This window comes from Marinobacter caseinilyticus (genome assembly GCF_011074955.1).
Classification (GTDB): domain Bacteria; phylum Pseudomonadota; class Gammaproteobacteria; order Pseudomonadales; family Oleiphilaceae; genus Marinobacter; species Marinobacter caseinilyticus.
Genome location: NZ_WUQJ01000020.1, coordinates 227,062 through 248,220, shown reverse-complemented (window position 1 = coordinate 248,220; position 21,159 = coordinate 227,062). Strand labels below are relative to the sequence as shown.

Below are 21,159 nucleotides of genomic sequence, written 5' to 3'. Positions count from 1 at the left end.
GATTGATTAGGGCCGTGTGGTGCGGGTCCGGTACAGAGCGGGTGAGACCATTGGCCGAACGGTGGGAGTTTCGCTACTATTCGGGAAATTCTGCAGGGCAATGTTATGACCGCGATCCACACCAGAGCTTCGGCACTGACCATCCGTGCCGGGCGCCGAGCCATTGAGCGCGTGCGTGAACAGGGGCTTCGGCCCGAAGACGTTCATGTCATTCCGGGGGCGGCGGGTGGGCCGAAGGCACTCGGGTTATCCGGCCTGGACAAGGCAATATTCGGTGACTGGTTGCCGGGCGCGCCCCAGGAACGCTCGCTGATCGGGGCGTCGATTGGCAGTTGGCGGTTTGCCGCCGTTGCCTCCGGCGATCCGCGTGAACAATTGGCCCAGCTGGCGGAACTGTATACAACGCAGCGCTTTGCCAAGGGTGTGAGTGCCGCCGAAGTCAGCCGCAAGAGCGTGCTGTTTCTCGACACTTTGCTCAAGGGCCGCGAAGAGACCATTCTAAATCACCCCTATTACCGGCTGAACATCATGGTGGTGCGCAGCCGGGGCCTGCTGGAGCACGACAGCAAAGGCCGTCTGTCACTGGGGCTGATGAACGCCATCAGCGCCAACATGGTCAGTCGGCGCCACCTGGGTCGATTTATGGAGCGTGGGATTGTGCACGACAGTCGCCTGCGGGCGCCGGTGGCCAAGTTGGTGGATTTCCCCAGCCACCATGTGGCGCTGACTCCAGACAATCTGATGCCGGCTCTGTTGGCGTCGGCATCGATTCCACTGGTGATGGCCGGCGTTCGCAACATTCCCGGGGCTCCGGAGGGCGTCTATCGGGACGGTGGCTTGCTGGATTACCATCTGGACCTGCCGTTTGAACAGCCAGGCGTGGTGCTCTACCCGCATTTTACCGACCGGATCATCCCCGGTTGGTTTGACAAGTCGCTGCCCTGGCGCCGGGGCAGTGCCACCGGATTGCAGGACGTATTGCTGGTGGCCCCGTCACAAGAATACCTTGCCAGCCTGCCGAATCGAAAGCTGCCGGACCGCAAGGACTTTGAGCGTTATGTCAACGACGATGCCGGTCGCGAAAAGGCGTGGCGTTGCGCGATCGCCGAGAGTGATCGGCTGGGTGATGAGTTTATGGAACTGGTGGCCACCGGGAAAATCCGGGAGGTGTTGCGGCCCCTTAATGGCCCCGTTAAATGAACAGCCAGTTTACCGTTACAGGTTGCGCTCAGGCACCGGGAGGCGCCGCCGATCGGGCAAACCCATGGCCAGCGCGGCCGCCAGGGTCACCAGAACGGCGGATATCCACAGGCAGGCCGACAACCCGTACACCTGGTACACCCAACCGGACAGCAACGTACCCAACAAGCGCCCTGCTGCGTTCGACATATAATAAAATCCGACGTCCAGGGACACCCCGTCATCGCGGGCAAAGCTGACAATCAGGTAGCTGTGCAGCGATGAATTCACCGCGAACAGCCCGCCGAACAGCAATAAGCCGCCGATCAGCACGGGTTGGGCCGGCCACCCCGCGGCCAAACCCACTGCAATGATACCCGGAATCACCGCCAGTGTTGCCGCCCAGGCCGCCGCCGCCCGGGCGCCGGGCATGAGGCCATGTTGGCGCCCCGTGAGGGTCGGGGCCAGGGTCTGGATGACGCCATAGCCAATAACCCAGATTGCCATAAAACCACCGACCTGCCAGAAGTCCCAGCCAAAGTGGGTGTGCAAGTACACCGGCAACGCCACCACAAACCAGACATCGCGGGCGCCAAACAGAAACAGGCGGGCTGCGGATAAGACGTTGATGGCACGACTTTTGGACAGCAGGTCGGTGAACTTGGGCCTGGCCTTACTGCGTCCCAGTTCCTGCCGCAGCAGCATCAGGCTGGCGCACCAGACCAGGGTGAGCGCAATTGCCATGGCCAGAACCGCGCCGGTAAAACCGAGCCCCATCAACAAGGCGCCCCCGAGGAAAAAACCGACGCCTTTGAGGGTGTTTTTCGAACCCGTGAGGAGCGCAACCCAGCGATACAGGGTGCCTTGGTGCTGGTCCGGCACCAGCAGTTTGATCCCGCTTTTCGCACTCATCTTATTGAGATCTTTGGCAATGCCGGACAACGCCTGGGCGGCCATTACCCAGGGCACGGTCAGCATGGCGGCGGGCACCGTCAGTAACGCCAGCGCCAGAATCTGCAGGAACAGCCCCAGGTTCATGGTGCGGTTCAGGCCCCAACGGGCGCCGATGTAACCGCCCAGGAGATTGGTCACCACGCCAAAGAACTCGTAAAACAGAAACAGCAGCGCAATGCTCAGCGGGGAATAGCCGAGCTGGTGGAAGTGCAGCACCACCAGCATCCGGAGTGCGCCGTCGGTGAGGGTAAAGGCCCAATAGTTGCCGGTGATGACCAGATACTGCCGAACGGCGGGTGTCATGATGCCGCGGTGCCTACCTTACGGACCAACTCGGCGGTACGGTTGGCATAGCCCCATTCATTGTCGTACCAGGCATAGAGCTTCACCTGAGTGCCATTGACCACCAGAGTTGAAAGGGCATCGATGATGGCCGAGCGTGGGTCGGTTTTGTAATCAATGGACACCAGGGGGCGCTCTTCGTAGCCGAGCACGTGTTTCAGTGAGCCTTCGGCGGCGGTTTTTAACAGGGCGTTGACAGTGTCCCGGTCGGTGGGTGTTTCCACCTCAAAGACGCAGTCGGTAAGTGAGGCATTGGTCAGTGGCACCCGAACGGCATGACCGTCGAGCCGGCCCTTGAGCTCGGGGAAAATTTCAATGATGGCGGTCGCCGAACCGGTCGAGGTCGGAATCAGTGAACTGCCGCAGGCCCGAGCCCGACGCAGGTCCTTGTGAGGCGCATCGACGATGGTCTGGGTGTTGGTCAGGCTGTGAATTGTGGTGATGGAGCCGTGTTTAATGCCGAGGCTCTCATGCAGGACTTTCACCACGGGGGCCAAACAATTGGTGGTGCACGAGGCGGCAGTGACAATTCGGTGCCGGGCCGGTTCGAACCAGTGATCGTTGACGCCCATAACAATGTTGAGCGCGTCCGGTTCCTTGACCGGTGCGGTCACCACGACGCGTTTGACCTGCTGGTCAAGATACGCCCGCAGCAGCGCTACGGTCCTCATTTTGCCACTGGCTTCAATCACCACATCGCACCGACTCCAGTCGGTCTCTGGAATGGTCTTATGGCCGAAAACGGGGATTCGTTGACCATTGATGACCAGGTGATTGTCCTCCGCCGTGACGTTGTGATGCCAGCGGCCATGCACGCTGTCGAACATCAGCAGGTGAGCGAGGGTGTCCGAGTCGGCGCCTGGGTCGTTGATGGCGACAAATTCGATATCGGGCCAGTCGAATGAGGCGCGAAGCGCGAGCCTGCCGATACGGCCAAAGCCGTTGATGCCTACTTTGATGGTGCTCACAGAGTGCTCCTGGGGTGATTGAATGATGTGTTATCGATGACCGGGCGGCAGTCGGGTGGTTTCGTCGTCATGGTCTCAAGTCGCACCAGCATGGGCTGCAGAAAGTCGGTGTTGGCGTTCCGGGTGATGTGAAGTAATTGGCGAGACCAATCTGGCAGGGTTGGGTGCAAGCGGTAGTAGATCCACTGCCCCCGGCGTTCATCCAGCAGCAATCCCTGGGCCCTGAGCTGTGCCAGGTGGCGACTGATTTTAGGCTGGGACACGCCAACGGCCACGGTTAGCTCACAGACACACAGCTCGGATTGCTGATCAATCAGCAGCATGGTGGCGAGGCGGGTAGGCTCGCCGAGCGCTTTGAATAGCTTGGAGGGTGAGAGGGGAGTCAGTTCCGGCACGACACAGGCCCATAAATAATGAATTCCATATATATGGTAATCCGTATGTATGAGATGAGCAAAGGGTTTGAGCGATTGTTTATAATGTCTGCGGTCAGGAGACTATACTTCAACCAGTTCATCCACCATTGGGGGTGCCAGATGACCGAGCATGAAACGGCTAAAATAGCCCGCAGCACGCCGTATGCGGTGCTGGTCGAGCCGGGCAAGCCATACTTGTGGTGCGCATGTGGCCGCAGTCAGTCGCAGCCGTTTTGCGATGGCTCGCACAAAGGATCCGGGTTTACGCCGGTTAAATTTACCGCCGATAAGGAAGAGTGGGTATGGTTTTGCGGGTGTAAGCAAACCGGACACCCGCCCCGGTGTGATGGCTCCCACAAGTTGATTGGGCAGGGTCAGGAAAAGGATCGCTGAGCGGTCATCCGATAGCCTGTGCAACCACTGAGCGGGTCAACAACGGCCTTGATCCTGACCGTGGCGCTGACGCGCTGGTGTTGCCGGTCCAGCAGATGAAGGTCGATTCGCTCAAGGGTTTTTTCCTGACGCGCTGCCGCCACAGCGGCGTTGAAGTTGCTTCGGTCTGATTCATCAATCCACCAGGTAAACGGCTGCTCTGCCAGTTCGGCCGGTGGTTTGCCCAGCAGATCGGCGGATTGGGGTGAGATGTATATGATGGTTAATTGTTCATCCAGTTCGCAGACCAGTCCGCCGGTCAGCTCCACCAGGTCACGGCTTCGCAATTCGCTGTTTCCAAGCGCCTGCTTGAGGATGTTTTTTTCGACCTGAGCGTTATCAATTTGCTGACTGAGCCGGTTGTTGGCCCGCTCGGCCTCGATCCGGTGCCGATGCACAGCCGTCAGCCGGCGTGTGAGTGAGCGGGTAATCATCGCGGCCAGTACACTTAACAGGACACCGACAAGCCAGACAGACTGCAAAAATGGGCGGGTGTACTGCGCAAAAAACTGGTGTGTGGGCGTGGTGGTCAACAACCATTGGCGGCTGCCAAACGCAAATTCGGACCGCAACGCCATGGCGGGCAACAAATCGCCTTGGGTTGGATGCTCAATCAAAGGGGCTTTGCTGTGCTGGTTCAAGTCGTGCAGATGCTGGGCAAATGGCTGGGTGCCGTCATCATTGAAAATGTCTGCGAGCCAGAGCGCCGGGTGAAGGGTGAGCGCCAGCCAGTAGCCATTGTCGGCTGGAATGAACAATTCTGACAAGGTGATGCGTCTGCCATCGACAGCCGTGTCACTGAGTGTCGTGGTGGTGACGACGTCGCGATTGCGGGACGGGGTCCCGCTGGGCAGCTCGGCGCGAAAGTCGGCAGCAACAATGCCGGGTTTGCGGGCGATCAACGCGGGTACGGGCCATGCGCCTTCGGGGGCAGCCTGGGTCACGGTTTCCACCACTAACTGCCCGCTCTCCAGCAAGCCGGAGACCCGCTCCATGATTAACTCGGCCATGTCCTGATGGCGGCTGCTCAGGACCTCAATCGCGATGTTTTCCGCACGCTGATACGCCAGGTTGGCAGCCAGCCAACTGATCAGCAGGCCGGTGATCAGTACCGGTAGCGGTAGCCAGATCAATAGTCGGTGTCGTCCTGACCCTTGGTCATCCATTGTCTTCTCCACGGGGCATGAGCCCGGAATCAGTCTTAAAACCAAACTTTAGTTCAGACCGGTGAAAGCGCCAAGATACAAGGCTGAGTAACGAGGTGCGTCACGACGTGGAACGAGTATAGGTCGGGACGGCAGGTTGGGGCTATGGGGTGACTGTACGGCGATTATGTAATATATGGCTGCACATGAAGACGGTATAGCTCGATGTATAGCTCGACTACAGCAAGGAGAAGGTGATGGGCACTAGCCATTCATTGTTCTCACCGTGCAGCGCCGGCGGTAGCGGGGGCAGTGGTGTTGCCCGTTCAATAACGTCCAGCGCTTCACGGTTCAGCAATGGGAATGGACTCGCTTGCGCAAGGCGGACATCGGATACCCGACCGTCTGGCTCAACCGTGAAAACCACCAGTACCTCGCCCTGCTGGCGCTGGCGTTTGGCCATGACCGGGTAGCGCAGATTGGGGTAAATGTGAGCACGTAAATCAGCCTGGTACCGGGCATGCGCGCGATCCCGGTCCGCCAGAGCCGGGCCTGCCTGTGCCGTTTCGGGTGCAATCGCCGTTGCCAGCGCAGGCGTCTGGTTTGGCTGGGCAAGCGATGGTGCTTCGGCCAGGGTACTCTTGGTGGTCGGTGACGGCGCGGATGGCTCGACGACCGCCGAATTTGTCGGCCGTGTCCGTGGCTCGGGACGGTTGTTCGTGTGGGGTTTCGGCGCCGTCGATGGTCGGGGCGGAGCCGGGGGGACCGCCACTGAATTCGTCGAGCGCGGCGGCTGGTCTGCCTGTTGGCTTGGTGGTCGCGGTCGGGCGTGCTGAACCGCCTGCTGCAGGGCGCGCTGGGGGGGCACTTTTGACTGAGCGGCCGCCGTGGCCGCCTGATCACCGTCGGGCGAAGACGCGGTGATAGTGACCGACATCCCCGGCTTCAATGTGGGGAGCGGATCGAGCACAGGCATCGGCAGCTGCAGTACCGCAGCGTGGGCGACAATGGCCAGCAGAATGGCCGCCAGCCAGGGTTTATGGGGATTGGACACGGCGATTTTCCGGGCTTGATGGGTTAACCATGCTTCACTCTTATTGCTGTTGTTGCCGGATCAGGCCATAGGTCAACGTGAACATCAGGAACGCCGACACCACGACGGACGGACCTGCTGGGCTATTAAAGTGCCAGGACATGGCCAGACCACCGGCTACCGCAATCATGCCAATCACCATCGCGATCAGCACCATATGCTCCGGACTTCGGGCCAGTCGGCGTGCGGTGGCGGCAGGAATAATCAACAGAGCGGTAATCAGCAGCACGCCGACAATTTTCATGGCCACCGCAATCACCAATGAAAACATCAGCATTAATACCAGCCGCAGGCGTTCGACTGGTACGCCTTCCACGCGGGCCAGTTCTTCGTGAATGGTACTCATCAGAAGGCCTTGCCAGAGCCAGAACAAGAGGGCTAATACCACGATCGCGCCGCCATAGATCCAGGCCAGGTCCTGGCGACTCATGGCCAGCAGGTCGCCGAATAGGTAGCCCGTCAGATCCACCCGTACATCTGGCATGAAGCTGAGCGCCACCAGACCGATGGCGAGCGTACTATGGGCCAGAATGCCAAGCAGGGTGTCGGTGGCCAGGGCGCGGCTTCGGGCCAGCAAGACCAGACAAATCGCCAGGCCAACGCAGGTCAGTGCAATGCTCAGATTAACCGGCGCCTGAAACAGAAAGCCCAGGGCGACACCAAGCAACGCCGAATGCGCCAGGGTATCGCCGAAATAGGCCAGGCGACGCCAAACCACAAAGCAGCCCAACGGTCCGGCCACCAGCGCGACCCCCAGGCCACCGATCAGCGCACGCCAGAAAAAATCACCGAGGACCTGATCAAGGATGGTCATGACGGCACTCCTCGCCATGGATGTGGTGCGGACTCTGGCCCTGCACGACATCGCCGTGAAGGTCGTGACTGTGGTTGTGATGGTGGTGGTAGATCGCGAGACTCTCGGCAACCGGCTGCCCGAAGACCTCAATGAATGCCGGATCGTGGGAGATATCCTCCGGGTAGCCACTGCAGCAAATGTGCTGATTGAGGCAAATAACTTTGTCGGTGGCGGCCATCACCAGGTGGAGGTCGTGGGATATCATGAGGACACCACAGTTGAGCGAGTCCCGGAGGCTTCGAATCAGCTCATACAAGGCCGCCTGACCATTGATATCGACGCCTTGCGCCGGTTCATCCAGGACCAGCAGATCGGGCTGGCGCACCAGGGCGCGGGCAATCAGTAAACGTTGCATTTCGCCACCCGACAAGCGATGGACCGATGCGTCATACAACGGCTCAATACCCGTCTGTGCCAATGCCGACCGGCACGCCCCTGACGACGCGCCGGTCAGGGCCATAAATCGCCGAATGGTCAGGGGCAGTGTCGGTTGTAATTGCAGTCGCTGTGGGACATAGCCAATGGACAGACCGGGCTTGCGCCAAAGCGACCCGGCAGTGATGGGCTGAATGCCGGTAATGGCCTTGATCAAGGTGGTCTTACCTGCTCCATTGGGGCCGATGATGGTAATGATATCGCCACGACTGATCGTTAGATGGACATTCTCCACCACCGGTGTGTTGTTGAACGTTACGGTCACCGCGTTCAGGGTTGCCAGGGTTTCACTCATGGGTCGGCTCGCTGGAACAGTTCGGGCAGAGGCCTGCAATTTCAATGATGGTTTCTTCCGGTGTGAAGGCTTCGGCCTGACTGGCTTTGGCGACGGCGTCCGACACCGCCGGGGCAGTTAACTCGAGGACCGTACGGCAAGCCCGGCAGATGAGGAACAGGCAGGTATGATGTTCACCGGCGTGGGTGCAGCCGGTGAACGCGTTCAACGACGCAATCCGATGCACCAGGCCGTATTGTTGAAGGAAGTCCAGGGCTCGGTAGACGGTAGGTGGGGCTGCGTTATGACCGTCTTCCGCCAATACCGCCAGCACGTCATAGGCACCCAGTGGCTTATGGGACTGCCAGATCAATTCCAGAACGCGTTCACGAATCGGTGTCAGACGGGCATTTTGGCGCTGACACACCGACCGGGCATCGGACAGGGCCTGATGCACACACGCAGAGTGATTGTGCGGACGATAAGGAATAGCACTGGATGACATAACGGCTTCTGCGGACGGTTTAAAGATGTAACAATATAACATCTCATTGCCGCAGCCGTCATGCCGATGGGTGGTCAGCTGGTGGCATCGCCAATCGCGAGGGATTCGAGGTATTCAAGATTGGGTATGTATGCGGTATCGCCATCGACATCGACAACCATGAGATCCGCCGGGCCACGTTTGCCTTCCACGGTCCGGATCTGGGTTTCCGCCAACCGCGCCTGGCTTGGTATGCCCTGGGTGATCAACGCCAGAAACGGCAGGTTGCCATGGTGTTTGCCAATGGTGTTGAGTACGGCAATGCGGCCACGATTGTCGCCAGGAATGGCAGCGCCGCCGCCGTTGGCGGCATCGTAGGAAATGACCGGGATTTGCAGTCCGCGCCACTCCAGGTGCCCGATCAACCACTCGGGCGCATTGTCGATGACTTCTGCCGCCGCGTAGTCGACCACTTCGGCAATCGATACGTTGGGCAGCAACAGTTGACGGTCGGTCATCGGGATCATGACGCACGGCAGAAGTTGGCTTTTATCGTTCATTATTCATGTCCTCAGGCCGAATCCCGCTGTTGCTTGCCTTTCAGCAGGCAGGATTCTTCAATCGTTTTGACGAGTTCCCGCGCCAGTTGATCCGGTGGTCCGGTAAAGCTGACACAACCGGTTTCCGCAACGGAGTCCGGCATTGAACTGTTCCCACAGCTGTCGCTGCTTTGAACCCAGATCTTACTGCCATAGGCTCGAAGCAGCGGAGCGGCAATGGCGCCGTCATTGCCCATGCCGGAAAACAGAATAGCATGGCAACGGGCGCCGTAGTGATCACCCACATTGAGCAGGACCTGATCAATGGACGGTCCGTAGGGGCCAGGCCATGGCGTGGTCTTTTCGATCAGTGCCCCCTCGTCATCGATGGCCCATTCGCGCTCCACGGGCAATAGGACCACGTCGCCATTGCAAACCTTCTTGCCTTGCTCCGCCCGCTGGAGCCGGTAATGGGCGTGGCGCCCCAGAACCCGGGTTAGCACGTCGGTGAAATTGCCATCAATGTGTTGGGCATAAATAAAACCGACCGGCAGTCCGGCCGGCAAGTTGTCCAGAAACGTTTTCACGGCGGCGGGGCCGCCCAATGAAGCGCCAAGAATCCAAATGTACTCCGCAGGCCGATTCGACGCCGCCGGAGTGATCCAGTACGGCAAGTCCGGTGACGCCGGCAACATCGGGGAGGCAGCCAACTCCTCCAGACTGTCCTCTGAATCCAACTCCGCCAGCGAGCCAAACTGTTGCTCGAGTTTGGTTTGCAGGCGCCGCTCCCAACGTGAATAGTCCACGCTGCCGGGCTTGGGTGCCGGGTCAATACCAAACAGGATGGGTACGTCGGTATTTTCCAGCAGGTGGTCGAACAGGGCCGGGTGGTCGGCCTCGTCCTCCAGAGTCACCAGCCAAAGCTGCACATCCGGCAATGCGCGATAGCTCAGCAAGCGGTCGGGATCGCCGGAGAATCCGGAATCCAGACCAAACTTGCCGGCAGCTTCCTGCAGGCGATGGCGCTGCAGAACGGTGTCTGAGACGATCCCGACCAGCGGCCGGCCGGCAGGCCCGGACATCAGCGGTTTCCGGTTAACCGAAGGATGGTGTCGAGCAGCTCGGTTTCCTGGAAAGGTTTGCCCAAATACTCGTTGACACCAATGGCCAGGGCCCGTTCGCGGTGTTTTTGACCTGTACGCGAGGTGATCATACAGATGGGTGTGTCGCTGATGGAATCGTCGTGGCGGACAAAGCTGGCCACCTCGAAACCGTCCATGCGCGGCATCTCGATATCGAGCAAAATGATATCCGGTTTGTGGTCCTGAAGCTGGGCGACCGCATCGAGACCATCCTTCGCCGTTATCACCTCCATACCATTGCGCTCGAGCAGGCGAGAGGTCACCTTACGTACCGTCACCGAATCATCGACCACCATCACCACGACTGGGCGCTGCTCACGACGCTGCAACTCTTGTGCCCCGGCTTGTTCCGCAACACGCTGACGCTCAGTCAGAATGTCGGAGCGGATCATCGCGGGCAGGTCAAGAATGACGACCACATTACCATCACCCAGAATGGTCGCACCCGAAACACCCCGTACCGAGTTGAACTGGGGCCCCAGGGACTTTACGACGATCTCCCGGCTACCCAGAAGGTTGTCGACCTGAAGCGCCATTGGCTGCTCGGCACCCCGCACCAGGATCACTGGTAACGGCAAGGCCTGGCCTTGCAGTTTCGGGTGGTGATCACTGTGTAACAGGCCGCCGAGATACTGCAGGCGATACTGTTGGCCGGCGTATTCATACATCGGTGCGTCCGGCTTGTAGTATTCCTCAAGCTCGTAGGTGCTGACGCGCACAATGCCTTCGATGGTGTTCAGTGGGATGGCGTAGAAATCCTCACCGGTGGACACCATAAGTGCGCGGTTAACCGATACCGTGAACGGCAAGCGCACCGTAAAGGTGGTGCCCTGACCGACCAGTGAGTCGATGTCGAGACTACCGCCGAGCTGTTTGATCTCACTGGCAACGACGTCCATACCGACACCGCGACCCGAAATCTGTGTCACCTGCTGGGCGGTTGAAAATCCGGGCTGCAGAATGAACTGCAGTGTTTCGCGGTCACTCAGCTCGTCATCCTTGCGCAGCATACCCTGGCGAATCGCCTTGTCACGAATGACTTGGATCGGAATACCGGCGCCGTCGTCGATCATCCGCAGGACGACTTCGCCGCCTTCACGGGTCAGTGACAATGTCACCTCGCCGGTTTCGGGCTTGCCCGCTTTTTTACGATCAGCCGGCGTTTCAATGCCGTGGTCCAGTGCGTTCCGAAGCATATGCTCCAGTGGTGCGACCATGCGCTCAAGGATGTTGCGATCCATTTCGCCTTCGGCGTTACGAACGTCAAACTCGACTTTCTTCGCCAACTCACCGCTGATCTGGCGAACGATCCGGCGCAAACGCGGCACCATGGAGGCGAATGGAATCATGCGGGTCTTCATCAGACCCTCTTGCAGCTCGGTATTGATGCGGGACTGCTGGACAAGCAGGGTCTCCGAATCCCGAACCCGGTCGGCCATGGTTTCGCGTAAATCCGCCAAATCCGAAGATGACTCACTCAGCGCTCGCGACAACTGCTGAATTGAGGAGTAACGGTCCATTTCCAGGGGATCGAAGTCGTCGCCATAATCGGGCCCATGCTCCTGCTCTGCACGGAACAGAATCTGGGCTTCGGTTTCGATGTCCATCCGGCGCAGCTGTTCACGCAAACGCTCGATGGTCGCGGCCATCTCATCCAGCGTATGGCTAAAGTCGCTGCTCTGCTGTTCCAGTCGGCCACGGGTAATACTCGTTTCGCCGGCGAGGTTGACCAGTTCATCCAGCAGCGGCGCCGACACGCGAATGGTTTCCTGGGCCGTGCGCGCGGCGTCTGCCTGGCGAGCTTTGGCTTTCGAGAGTGCCTTTGCCGGCTTGGGCTTGGGAGCCGGTGCAACAGGATCAGTGACGACTTCGGGCACCGGTGGCGTTGGTGTCGCCGGGCTTGTTGCCGGAGTCTCAGGCGCTGCGTCTGAACCGGACTGGTACCGATCGCGGATGTCACTGACGTGTTTCAGGATCCGGTCGTGGTCGTCGGTTATGGCTTGCCAGTCGTGTTCACTTGGGGCATTGCCTCCAAGGTCAATGAGTCGGGTTTCCATGGCGTGGGCCTGATCGCCCAGTTCGGCCAACTGAGACAATCGCGCGCCGCCCTTGAGGGTATGCAGGGCGCGTTGAGCCTCCTGATTGAAGTGAGCATTACCGGGCTCTTTGCGCCAATCGGCCAACAGGTGCTCAAGCTGATCATTGATCTCGCCCGCTTCCTCCAGGAATATTTCCAGAACTTCACTGTCCATCTCCGCGCTTTCAGCCGGGCTGGTAGGTTCCACGGTCGGCGCCTGCCTCGGTACGTCTGGTACCCGGGCGCCATTCAGTGCCGCCACCAACGTGTCATCGCCGACCGGCTTTTGGCCTTCCTCAAGGGACGTCAGCATCTGGCGCAAGCTGGCGGTGGCCTGATCGCTGAACGCAAGGATGGTTTTCTGGTCACCGGACCCTTGAATCAATGGGTCCAGTGCGTTGGACCAGGCCTCGGCCAAGTCCGCAACCGGATCAATATCCGCGAGCCGGGCGCCGCCTTTAAGGGTTTGCAACTCCTGTTGGAGCTGGGTGATGCCAGTCAACTCATCCGGATCTTCGCGCCACTGCGCAAGGCACTCCTCGATGGCGCCGTGAATTTCCAGGCCTTCATCAAGGAATATGCCGGTAAGGTCGTCGGCGCCGCCCGGTACTCTCGGGACTGGCGCATCAAACCCGGCGTTCGGCTCCAAGCCCGTCGCGTCGAACCCCGGTGTCGTTGCCGTCGGGGTGTCGTTACCGGCGAGAATCGCCTCGACTTCGGACACCAGCTCATGCGCTGGCGGGCATGGTTTTTGAGTCGCCACCTGCTCGACCATCTGCGCTAATCGATCGTGACACGCAAACAGCAAATCGTTCATGGCGGGGGAGGCCTGAATGCGTCCTTCCGCGACTTTTTCGAACAGGTCTTCCAGGACGTGGGTCAGGTCGCCAATGGCAGAGACCCCGGCCATTCTGGCGCCGCCTTTCAGGGTGTGGACATCGCGCTGGAGCTCAGCCGCGACGGCCCGGTTGTCCGGATCTTCGCTCCAGGTATGAAGGGCACTTCCGGTTGAGTTAACCAGGTCGTAGGCCTCTTCCAGGAATATACCAAGCAGCTCCGGGTCCAGGTGGGACAAATTCGTGGTGTGATCTTCGACCGCTGCCTCAGGTGCCGGGGTGGCCGGTAACGCTGCGGGCTCACTGTCGTCATCGACCGGGTCATGGGCTTCTGGCGCTGGGGCATCCGTCACGGCTGCTTGCAGCTCCTGCACCAGGTCAGGCACGGCCGGACACTGACCTTGATCGGCCAATGCCTCCACCAAGGTCGCAAGCTGGTCATGTGCCCGCAAGGCAAGTTCTGCGCGCGCGTCGGTGGCCGCGATACGGCCTTCGGCGATGCGCTCAAACAAGGTTTCCATTTCGTGAGCGATATCCGCAATTGGCGCAATCCCCGCCATGCGAGCACCACCTTTCAGGGTGTGCAATTCTCGCTGAAGTTCTGCGACCAACTTTGGCTGGTCCGGATCACCCTGCCACTGGTGCAATTGTTCGGCGGTGGTGTGGATGATTTCCCCCGCTTCTTCCAGGAAAATCTCGGCCAGCTCATCATCCAGTGAGTGACTGTCGGCATCCGCTTCGTCCAGATCCGGCAGTGGCAGGTCGCCTGGGCCCGTTTCAGATTGGCTGACATCGGTTACCGGCCGCGAGCCTGCGGCTGTGTCCATATAGGCGTGGATGTCGCTGATCAGATCAGGTGCCGGCCGGGTTGGTTCGCCCTGCTTGAGAGCATCAACCATGCTGGCGAGCCGGTCATGGCTGCGGAACAAAAGATCGGAGAGTTCATCGGTAATCGACAGTCGGCTCTCCGTCAGCCCTTCAAACAGCGTTTCCAGTTCATGGGCCAAGTCGCCAATGGCTTTAATATCGGCAAGTCTTGCACCACCCTTGAGGGTGTGAAGGTCACGTTGCAGCAATCGCAACAGCTCAGTGTTATCGGGTTTTTCGCTCCAGCTCTGCAGCGCGTCGGCTGTGCTTTCAATCAGGTCTTGCGCTTCCTCCAGGAAGATGTCCGCAAGCTCCTGGTCCATGGCATCGTCGTTTGCGTCACCGTGACCATCATCAGCCAACGGCGCAATGTGATCCAACGGTCTGTCGGCCGGGGCGCTCGTGCCGGGCAGTTCGTCGGCGGTGCCGAGTTCGGCGTCCAGGCTGTGGTCAATCTCATCAAGGTCGTTGCTGAACGCCTCAATAAAGGGGTCGAGGGGCGTTTGTCCTGCATTGTCACGCAGCTTGGCCAGCTGGCTGAGTAAGTCGTTGTCAGGGCGAGTAGCAAGGCCGGCAGCAACCTGATCCATCATGTTGATCAGGTTTTCATGACCAGCCTTTGCGGTAGCAAAAAAGCCGTTGTCAGGCGCGGCATCGGCAGACTGGGCACTGATGTAGGCTTGATACAACGCGTCAGCCAACTCCGATAAATCAACCAGACCTGCCCCGCTAGCCCCTGCACTGAGCTGTGCGAGCTCGTAGTTCAACTTTTCAAGCCTGTCGGAGTGGTCGGGATGTTGGGCCCAGCTATCCAGAATGGCATCCGCGTCCAGCAGGATATCGAGTCCTTCGTTCAGGAAGAGCTGGATCAACTGCGGATCGGTTTGAGCGACGGCTTGGGTTTCTTCGCCCGTGGCTCGGTTACCCAACGTTCGATTGGCAACGGTTTCCAGGCGATCGAGAAAGGCGTCGGTACCGGACAGGGGTTCCTGGGGGCTTTCATTAATTTGTGCCAGCCCCTGGGAGACAAAGTGACTGCCATCAGCGATCAGTTCCAACGCATCCCGGTCGGCGCGTTTGTTCTCTGCGCGGGCGTCTTTTACAAATTTTTCCAGCGGTGTGATCACCGTGGCGATGGGCTGTATGCCGGCGGTGTGAGCGCTGCCTTTGAGCGTATGCAGTGCCCTGGACAAATTGTCGGTGTAGGCCGCAGATGCTTTATCGGACGCCTCGTCGAGGAACTCTTGCAGCGTGTGCAAGTGCGTTTCGGTTTCACTCTCAAAAATTTGAATGAGAACGGGGTCGACCAGATCGTCGGCGTCCATATCAGGCGCCGCATCGTCTTCAGCGTCGCCATGGGGCTCGGGCATCGCCCGTGCACCGGGTATTTCGCCATTGGCCAGCGCCTTCGCCTGGGCTTCCAGCGGCGCCGGGTCTTTTGATGGTTCCCGGTGATGTTCAAAATCTGAGACCAGATCCGGTAACATCGTCGTGACATCGTCCAATAGCTGGGCGATGTCATCGTTCATGAAGACGGTGCCATCAATGATGCGATTAAGCATGTTCTCGACAGACCATGCCAGTTCGGCCACTACGAGGGCGCCGACCATGCGGCCACTGCCTTTGAGCGTATGGTAGGCGCGACGAACTTCGGTCAACGCGTTGCGATCTTCGTATTGCCGCAACAACATCGGCAGGTATTCGCGGACAGTATCGAGAACTTCGCCGGCCTCTTCGATGAAAATCTCGAGTATTTCGTCGTCGATCAGATCGTCGTAATTATCGTTGGCGGTCGCGTTTGACGGCACCGAAGACGCGGTGGTCGTGCGAGCGTCAGACTCTGCACTCGGATCGACGTCAGGCTCTGCCGTTGGCGACGACGGCTCGGACGTTGCGGTCGTCTCTGGTCCGGTCTTTCGGGTGGTGCCCATGGCTTCTGCCCGGGCGATCAAGGCGTCCACATCGCCACTGGGGTCGCTGTTGCGGAATTCCTCAATCAATGACGGGATGCGGTCATTGACGTCGCTGACCAAATTGAACAATTCATCGGTCAGTTTGTAAGTCTGGTCAATAACCCGGTTGAGCAAGTTTTCCACAGACCAGGCGAGTTCGCCAAGGCTGCTTGCGCCAACCAGGCGTCCGCTACCTTTCAGGGTATGGAAGGCGCGGCGGACTTCGGTCAGGGCTTCGCGATCATCCGGGTGCTGCCGAAGCCTGGGGTAGAAAGTATGGATCGTGGCGAGAACTTCTTCGGCTTCCTCAACGAAGATCTCGAGAATCTCGTCGTCCACCAGGTCAGAGTCCGAACTCGTCTGTGCCGGTGTTTCGGGCGTAACCGTTGGGATGTCCGGCTCGGTCAGGCTGCCATCCCAGGTCGGTTCCGCACCGACGGGGAAGCCCAGGGCCTGAAGGCTGTCCTCTGCGACCCGAAGGACGGCATCGTTCTCTTCGATGCCGTCGGCGAGCCGCTCCAGATAATACTCAATGCTGGTCACGGTATCGGCGAGGGTGTCCAACTGTTGCCAATCGGGTATGCGCTTGGCGTCGAGCAGCACATCGGTGACATAACGTTCGGCCGATGCCAGCATATCGGCAACGCGATTTAACGGGATCAGCCGGAGGCCACCGTGAATGCTGTGAAGCAAACCGGGCACATGCTCGATTTCGCGTTCATCCCACTGTGAGGCGATGAAGTTGACGACGGCCGTTTTGACCTGCTCCAGAGAGTTGCGGGACTCCCGCAGCAACGCGCTGTTGGCTTCACCCAGCTCACGATTGCCGAGTTCGATCCCGCCGTCGCCCTGGCGGTGCTCTGATATCCGGTCATTCTCCAAGCCCGCCAGGGTTGCTTCGATATAGAGCAATGCCCCGGCAATATCCATCAGGGTGCCGTCATCCACCACTTCATCTTGCTTGAGCAGGGCTTCGACGATTTCAATCTGTTCGGTCGTAACCCGGCGGGGTATTCCCAGGCCCAGCACCGCCAGCGTGTTGGCGACCTGTTGCAGGCCCGGTAACAGGTCTTCCAGTTCACCGTTGTGACGAAATTCGGCTCGAACAAAGAGATCCAACTGATCTTTAAGTTTCGCCAATTCTTCATTGAGCGCACTGACGACGGAATGAATGGCCTCACGACCCGGGCCTGAGACCCGGTCACGGACTTCGTCCATGGCCTGATCGTTGGGAAGGGCTTCGACCAGCTTATAGCGTTCAACCAGTTGCCTGACATAGGGCGTATCCAGATCCTGAGCCCGGGCAACGTAATAGAGCAGGTGCTTGAACAGGGCGTCCGGCAGAGGTTGTTCCAGGATGTCGATATGCTCGTCGATAAGCCGACGCAGCTCGCTGTCCAGGCTCCTGAGGATGGACTTGACCGCGGTGTTAACCGGATTGTGTCCACTCTGGATGGAGTCAATAAAGCCACCGGCGGCACGCCACAGTTCTTCGCGCGGTGTTTGCTGGCACAGGCGGATCAGGCGCTGGATAACTTTATGCAGGTAGTCGAAATGCGTGCTGAGGTCGGTTTCGCGAACCACGCCCGCCAGCGCGTACTGGTACATCTGCCGTAACTTGCGAATGTGGCCGAGTACCTTCGGATCCTGCAAACGTTGTGAGGCGTTGGCAGCAGGCTGGAACTCGGCAGCGCTTAAGTCCGGTTTAAACAGGGACGTGTCAGACAGCAGCGATTCGCCCCGTGCGGCGCGAAGGTCGTTCAGCAGCGGCAGCAGGACCAGTGGGAAATCGTCTTTACTGGACGCAAGGTGTTCAAGGTATTGTGGCAGTTGAAGGATCGCCTGCATCAATACTTCAACGGCGTCATCGACGTTTGCAGTGGTCTCGTCGAGGATCGCTTGGGTAAGCTTTTCCATCTCCTCGGTCAGCAGCGCCGCACCGTAGAGCTCTACCATTTTCAGGGTGCCATGAACCTGATGGAGGTAATTTAGGCAAAAACGCAGGCGCGCGGTGTCGTCGCGGTTGTCGACGAACGCCTCGAGTGCCTGCTGACCTTGGGTCAGCGTATCTTGTATCTCGCCCCGAACCCAATCTAGGGCGATGCTGTCATGGTGATTGCCCATAACCACTCCGGTTAATCTTCGTCAGTCTGGCGCCGAATCCAGGCCAGAACATTTTCCGAGGGAACTCGTTGCAAGCCAGGAGGGTGCCAGTCGGTCATTTCCCCTTGGCCGAGGACGAGTAAGCCCCCAGGTGCCAGCCGCTCTGCTAGCTGGTTTACAATTTCCCGCCGCCGCCAGCGGCGAAAGTAAATCAGCAGATTCTGGCAGAAGATAATGTTCATGCCATGCATTGGTGCGCGCTTCAGGTCCATCACATTGAGACGGGTGAAGCAGACGCGCTCGCGAATGCTTTCCACAATTTCTACCGTATTCCGTTCAGAAGGCCGGAAATATCGGGTTTTCAGTTCGTCATCCAATCCGAGCAATTTGCGGGCGCTGAACTGTCCCCGCTGGCCCTTGATGATGGCCGGCTTACTGATGTCCGAACCGGTCACGCCAAACAACGGAGGCAACTCCAACTGGGTCATACTCTCATTCAGCAGCATGGCCAGAGTGTATGGCTCTTCGCCGGTGGAGCAACCAACGCTCCAAGCTTCCAGAGGTCGCTGTCTTAGAGCCTCACGTGGACGCGTCAGGATATAGTCCGACACCAGCTTGAAGGCGTCTGGATCCCGGAAAAACCGGGTTTCCTGAACGGTCAGCCTGTCGACCAGTACAGCCCATTCCGCGATTGCTTCCGGGCCGGATACGATTTTCTCGTAGTAAGCCTGGTAGCTGTTACAGCCGATTTCCCGCATTCGAATCGCGAGGTTGGTTTCGAGAAACGATTGCCGTTCCGGCGTCAACGTCATGCCCGTCCGGTGTTCCAGCAGCGTCCGCCATTGATGGAACTGCGCCTCGTCCATGTCAGGGAGTGGGCGCAGCGACCAAATACCGGAATCTGATGACAGGTTGTTGCCCGTTTCAGCCATATACCGTCAAGAGCCCAGGCGGCAGAGCATTTAGCTCACCACCGGGACGTCGCTGTCTTCCTCTTCTTCGGTTTCCACGGCATCTTCTTCCGGCAATGTGAAGCCGGCAACCGACGACCGTAGCTGAGAGGCCATGTCGGCGAGATTACCGATCGACTTCGCTGTGGCGTTGGTACCCGATGAGGTCTGCGAGGTGATTTCCTGGATGACGTTCATCGTGTTGGAAATGTGGGCCGCTGATGAGGCTTGCTGGCGAGCCGCGTTGGAGATGTTCTGGATCAGTTCCGCCAGGTTCATCGATACGTTCTCGATTTCCTCAAGCGCGACACCCGCGTCCTGTGCCAATCGAGCACCACGGACCACCTCAGCGGTGGTGTGCTCCATCGAAATTACGGCTTCGTTGGTGTCTGACTGGATCGTTTTAACCAGAGCTTCAATCTGCTTGGTTGCCGCAGATGACCGTTCCGCCAGACGCTGAACTTCGTCGGCAACAACCGCGAAGCCCCGGCCTGCGTCGCCGGCCATACTGGCCTGGATCGCTGCGTTCAGAGACAGGATGTTGGTCTGGTCGGCGATGTCGTTGATCAGCGATACGATGTCGCCGATTTCCTGGGAAGATTCACCCAGACGCTTGATCCGCTTCGAGGTTTCCTGAATCTGTTCCCGAATGTTGTCCATGCCCCGAATGGTATTCTGTACCACCTCGGCACCTTTCTTGGCGATGGCTACCGACCGCTCCGCAACCGCTGATGACTCAGCAGCGTTGGAAGATACCTGGTCGATGGATACGGCCATTTCGTTAACCGCCGCAGAGGCGCCGGCAATTTCCTGAGCCTGGTGCTCGGATGCGTCCGCAAGGTGCATAGCCGTTGCCTGCGTTTCCTGAGCGGCCGAGGCGACTCGAACGGCGGTGCCACGAATGGCTTGAACCAGGCCACGCATCTGGTCGATCGCGTAGTTGATGGAGTCGGCGATGGCACCGGTGAAGTCCTCGGTAACCGTCGCCTCGGTGGTCAAGTCACCATCAGCCAGGTCGGCCAGCTCATCCAGCAGTCGCAGGATCGCATTCTGGTTTTGCTCGTTCTGTTCTTGCGTAGTTGAAAGACGCTCCTGGGCTGCGCGATACAGCGAGAGACCGATTAACACCACAAACACCGCCATGGCGGCAAGAAGGATGTAAGCCAGGGTCGGGCTGACAATGCGAGAATTCGCCTGGCTCGCAAACTTGTTTGCCAGGGAAGAGGTTTCGTTCAGCAGCACTTGTGAGTTCTGGAAAATATCGCTGGCGGCGCGACGAACCTTGAAGAGGTCGGGAGAAGCTTCAAGGATCGCATCGACGTTTTGGTTAACGAACTCAAACAGCTCAGCCACCGCTTCCAGGCCATAGATGGCATCTTCGTCTTCAACCATGGTGATGCCCAGGTTGGTGTTGCCCGCAACCTGGCCTTCAAGAACCCGGCCGAAGAGGCTGGCGTCACGACCGAAGCGATCCGCCGCGATTACGGCGTCTTCGTCACCCGAAAGCACGTTGTTGACCGAGCGCACAATCCGCTCTGCCAGCAGGGACTGGCGCTGGGCAAGGGCAATCTGTTCGGCCGGCGCGCCCTTCTCCAGCAGGATCTGTACGATATCATCGTACTCGACTTGGAGCTGGGGAATGGTTTCGTTCAGGGTTTGTGCCACTTCGTGCAGGCCCAGAACGGCGGTTTGGGTCGACACGATGCTGTCGGCGTTTTCTCGAACTTCTACCCAGGTTTCCTGAACCGCACTGTTCGCGGCCAGTTTGCTGGGTGGCAGGCCGGTTTCCGGGTCACCTTTCAGAATAAAGCCCCACAATTGCGAGAACTCATTTCGCGAACGCTGGAGCTGATTAAAGGCTTCGGCGGTACCGCCGGCAGCTTCCGATGCGTTCTTGGCAATCTCTTGCGAGAGCACCCTGAGCTCACTGGCGTGGGCGATGTATTCCTGATCGTTCTGGCTGTCCTGGTTGATAATGAACAGTACCACAACGAGCAGGATGGTCAGTGCGATCAACCCGGCGATCAGGCCAGCAACAAGCTTGTTGGCGCCCTGTCCCGAGTTGGATCTTCCGGCTCTATTCTTCATTTTCTGGCTCCCGGCCTCTTCATTGGC

The 21,159-nt window shown here is 59.0% G+C and carries 15 protein-coding genes; 2 read left to right on the top strand and 13 right to left on the bottom strand.

Annotated features, from left to right (window positions below):
* The first annotated feature begins 105 nt into the window (after positions 1-105).
* The gene (locus tag GRX64_RS10480) at positions 106-1,200 is read left to right on the top strand and encodes a patatin-like phospholipase family protein (RefSeq protein WP_166266892.1); all 1,095 of its coding nucleotides are present in this window, start codon (positions 106-108) and stop codon (positions 1,198-1,200) included.
* A gap of 15 nt (positions 1,201-1,215) precedes the next feature.
* On the opposite strand, the gene arsJ is transcribed toward GRX64_RS10480, so the two are convergent.
* The 3 genes from arsJ to GRX64_RS10465 are packed head-to-tail and all read right to left on the bottom strand — an operon-like array spanning position 1,216 to position 3,838.
* A complete protein-coding gene (gene arsJ / locus GRX64_RS10475) occupies positions 1,216-2,436 on the bottom strand; it encodes an organoarsenical effux MFS transporter ArsJ (RefSeq protein ID WP_166266890.1) in 1,221 nt (406 codons plus the stop codon).
* Entirely contained in the window at positions 2,433-3,443 is a 1,011-nt protein-coding gene (locus GRX64_RS10470) for an ArsJ-associated glyceraldehyde-3-phosphate dehydrogenase (RefSeq protein WP_166266888.1), read from the bottom strand. The genes arsJ and GRX64_RS10470 overlap by 4 nt, the downstream gene beginning before the upstream one ends.
* A complete protein-coding gene (locus GRX64_RS10465) occupies positions 3,440-3,838 on the bottom strand; it encodes a metalloregulator ArsR/SmtB family transcription factor (RefSeq protein WP_207308773.1) in 399 nt (132 codons plus the stop codon). The genes GRX64_RS10470 and GRX64_RS10465 overlap by 4 nt, the downstream gene beginning before the upstream one ends.
* A gap of 141 nt (positions 3,839-3,979) precedes the next feature.
* On the opposite strand from GRX64_RS10465, the gene GRX64_RS10460 reads away from it, so the two are divergent.
* Positions 3,980-4,252: a CDGSH iron-sulfur domain-containing protein gene (locus GRX64_RS10460; RefSeq protein ID WP_166266886.1), complete on the top strand. Its 273-nt coding sequence runs from the start codon at positions 3,980-3,982 to the stop codon at positions 4,250-4,252.
* Here the strand turns inward: GRX64_RS10460 and GRX64_RS10455 are convergent.
* From GRX64_RS10455 to GRX64_RS10410, 10 genes are all read right to left on the bottom strand, one after another.
* A complete protein-coding gene (locus tag GRX64_RS10455) occupies positions 4,234-5,457 on the bottom strand; it encodes a PAS domain-containing protein (protein WP_166266884.1) in 1,224 nt (407 codons plus the stop codon). The genes GRX64_RS10460 and GRX64_RS10455 overlap by 19 nt on opposite strands.
* 217 nt (positions 5,458-5,674) lie before the next feature.
* Positions 5,675-6,490 (bottom strand): energy transducer TonB, encoded by an 816-nt coding sequence (locus tag GRX64_RS10450; RefSeq protein ID WP_166266882.1) that lies wholly within the window; start codon positions 6,488-6,490, stop codon positions 5,675-5,677.
* A gap of 40 nt (positions 6,491-6,530) precedes the next feature.
* Positions 6,531-7,343 carry a zinc ABC transporter permease subunit ZnuB gene (gene znuB / locus GRX64_RS10445; RefSeq protein WP_166266880.1) on the bottom strand — a complete coding sequence of 271 codons (813 nt, stop codon included), beginning with the start codon at positions 7,341-7,343 and terminating at the stop codon, positions 6,531-6,533.
* Positions 7,330-8,115: a zinc ABC transporter ATP-binding protein ZnuC gene (gene znuC, locus GRX64_RS10440; protein WP_166266878.1), complete on the bottom strand. Its 786-nt coding sequence runs from the start codon at positions 8,113-8,115 to the stop codon at positions 7,330-7,332. The genes znuB and znuC overlap by 14 nt, the downstream gene beginning before the upstream one ends.
* Entirely contained in the window at positions 8,108-8,599 is a 492-nt protein-coding gene (locus GRX64_RS10435) for a Fur family transcriptional regulator (RefSeq protein ID WP_166266876.1), read from the bottom strand. Before GRX64_RS10435 ends, znuC begins: the two co-directional genes overlap by 8 nt.
* 74 nt (positions 8,600-8,673) lie before the next feature.
* Complete coding sequence (locus GRX64_RS10430; protein WP_166266874.1) at positions 8,674-9,138, bottom strand: chemotaxis protein CheW; 465 nt, start codon at positions 9,136-9,138, stop codon at positions 8,674-8,676.
* 11 nt (positions 9,139-9,149) lie between these two features.
* Positions 9,150-10,199, bottom strand: a complete 1,050-nt coding sequence (locus GRX64_RS10425) for a chemotaxis protein CheB (protein WP_166266872.1) — start codon at positions 10,197-10,199, stop codon at positions 9,150-9,152.
* A complete protein-coding gene (locus tag GRX64_RS10420; RefSeq protein WP_166266870.1) occupies positions 10,199-18,115 on the bottom strand; it encodes an Hpt domain-containing protein in 7,917 nt (2,638 codons plus the stop codon). Before GRX64_RS10420 ends, GRX64_RS10425 begins: the two co-directional genes overlap by 1 nt.
* An 11-nt stretch (positions 18,116-18,126) precedes the next feature.
* Entirely contained in the window at positions 18,127-19,026 is a 900-nt protein-coding gene (locus GRX64_RS10415) for a CheR family methyltransferase (protein ID WP_166266868.1), read from the bottom strand.
* Between the two features lie 30 nt (positions 19,027-19,056).
* The gene (locus GRX64_RS10410) at positions 19,057-21,132 is read right to left on the bottom strand and encodes a methyl-accepting chemotaxis protein (protein WP_166266866.1); all 2,076 of its coding nucleotides are present in this window, start codon (positions 21,130-21,132) and stop codon (positions 19,057-19,059) included.
* Between the last annotated feature and the right edge of the window lie 27 nt (positions 21,133-21,159).

Excerpts from the sequence above, each read along its gene's own strand:
- GRX64_RS10480 (WP_166266892.1), top strand. The coding sequence starts at position 106 with ATGACCGCGATCCACACCAGAGCTTCGGCACTGACCATCCGTGCCGGG.
- arsJ (WP_166266890.1), bottom strand. The coding sequence starts at position 2,436 with ATGACACCCGCCGTTCGGCAGTATCTGGTCATCACCGGCAACTATTGG.
- GRX64_RS10460 (WP_166266886.1), top strand. The coding sequence starts at position 3,980 with ATGACCGAGCATGAAACGGCTAAAATAGCCCGCAGCACGCCGTATGCG.
- GRX64_RS10455 (WP_166266884.1), bottom strand. The coding sequence starts at position 5,457 with ATGGATGACCAAGGGTCAGGACGACACCGACTATTGATCTGGCTACCG.
- znuB (WP_166266880.1), bottom strand. The coding sequence starts at position 7,343 with ATGACCATCCTTGATCAGGTCCTCGGTGATTTTTTCTGGCGTGCGCTG.
- znuC (WP_166266878.1), bottom strand. The coding sequence starts at position 8,115 with ATGAGTGAAACCCTGGCAACCCTGAACGCGGTGACCGTAACGTTCAAC.
- GRX64_RS10435 (WP_166266876.1), bottom strand. The coding sequence starts at position 8,599 with ATGTCATCCAGTGCTATTCCTTATCGTCCGCACAATCACTCTGCGTGT.
- GRX64_RS10430 (WP_166266874.1), bottom strand. The coding sequence starts at position 9,138 with ATGAACGATAAAAGCCAACTTCTGCCGTGCGTCATGATCCCGATGACC.
- GRX64_RS10425 (WP_166266872.1), bottom strand. The coding sequence starts at position 10,199 with ATGTCCGGGCCTGCCGGCCGGCCGCTGGTCGGGATCGTCTCAGACACC.
- GRX64_RS10420 (WP_166266870.1), bottom strand. The coding sequence starts at position 18,115 with ATGGGCAATCACCATGACAGCATCGCCCTAGATTGGGTTCGGGGCGAG.
- GRX64_RS10415 (WP_166266868.1), bottom strand. The coding sequence starts at position 19,026 with ATGGCTGAAACGGGCAACAACCTGTCATCAGATTCCGGTATTTGGTCG.
- GRX64_RS10410 (WP_166266866.1), bottom strand. The coding sequence starts at position 21,132 with ATGAAGAATAGAGCCGGAAGATCCAACTCGGGACAGGGCGCCAACAAG.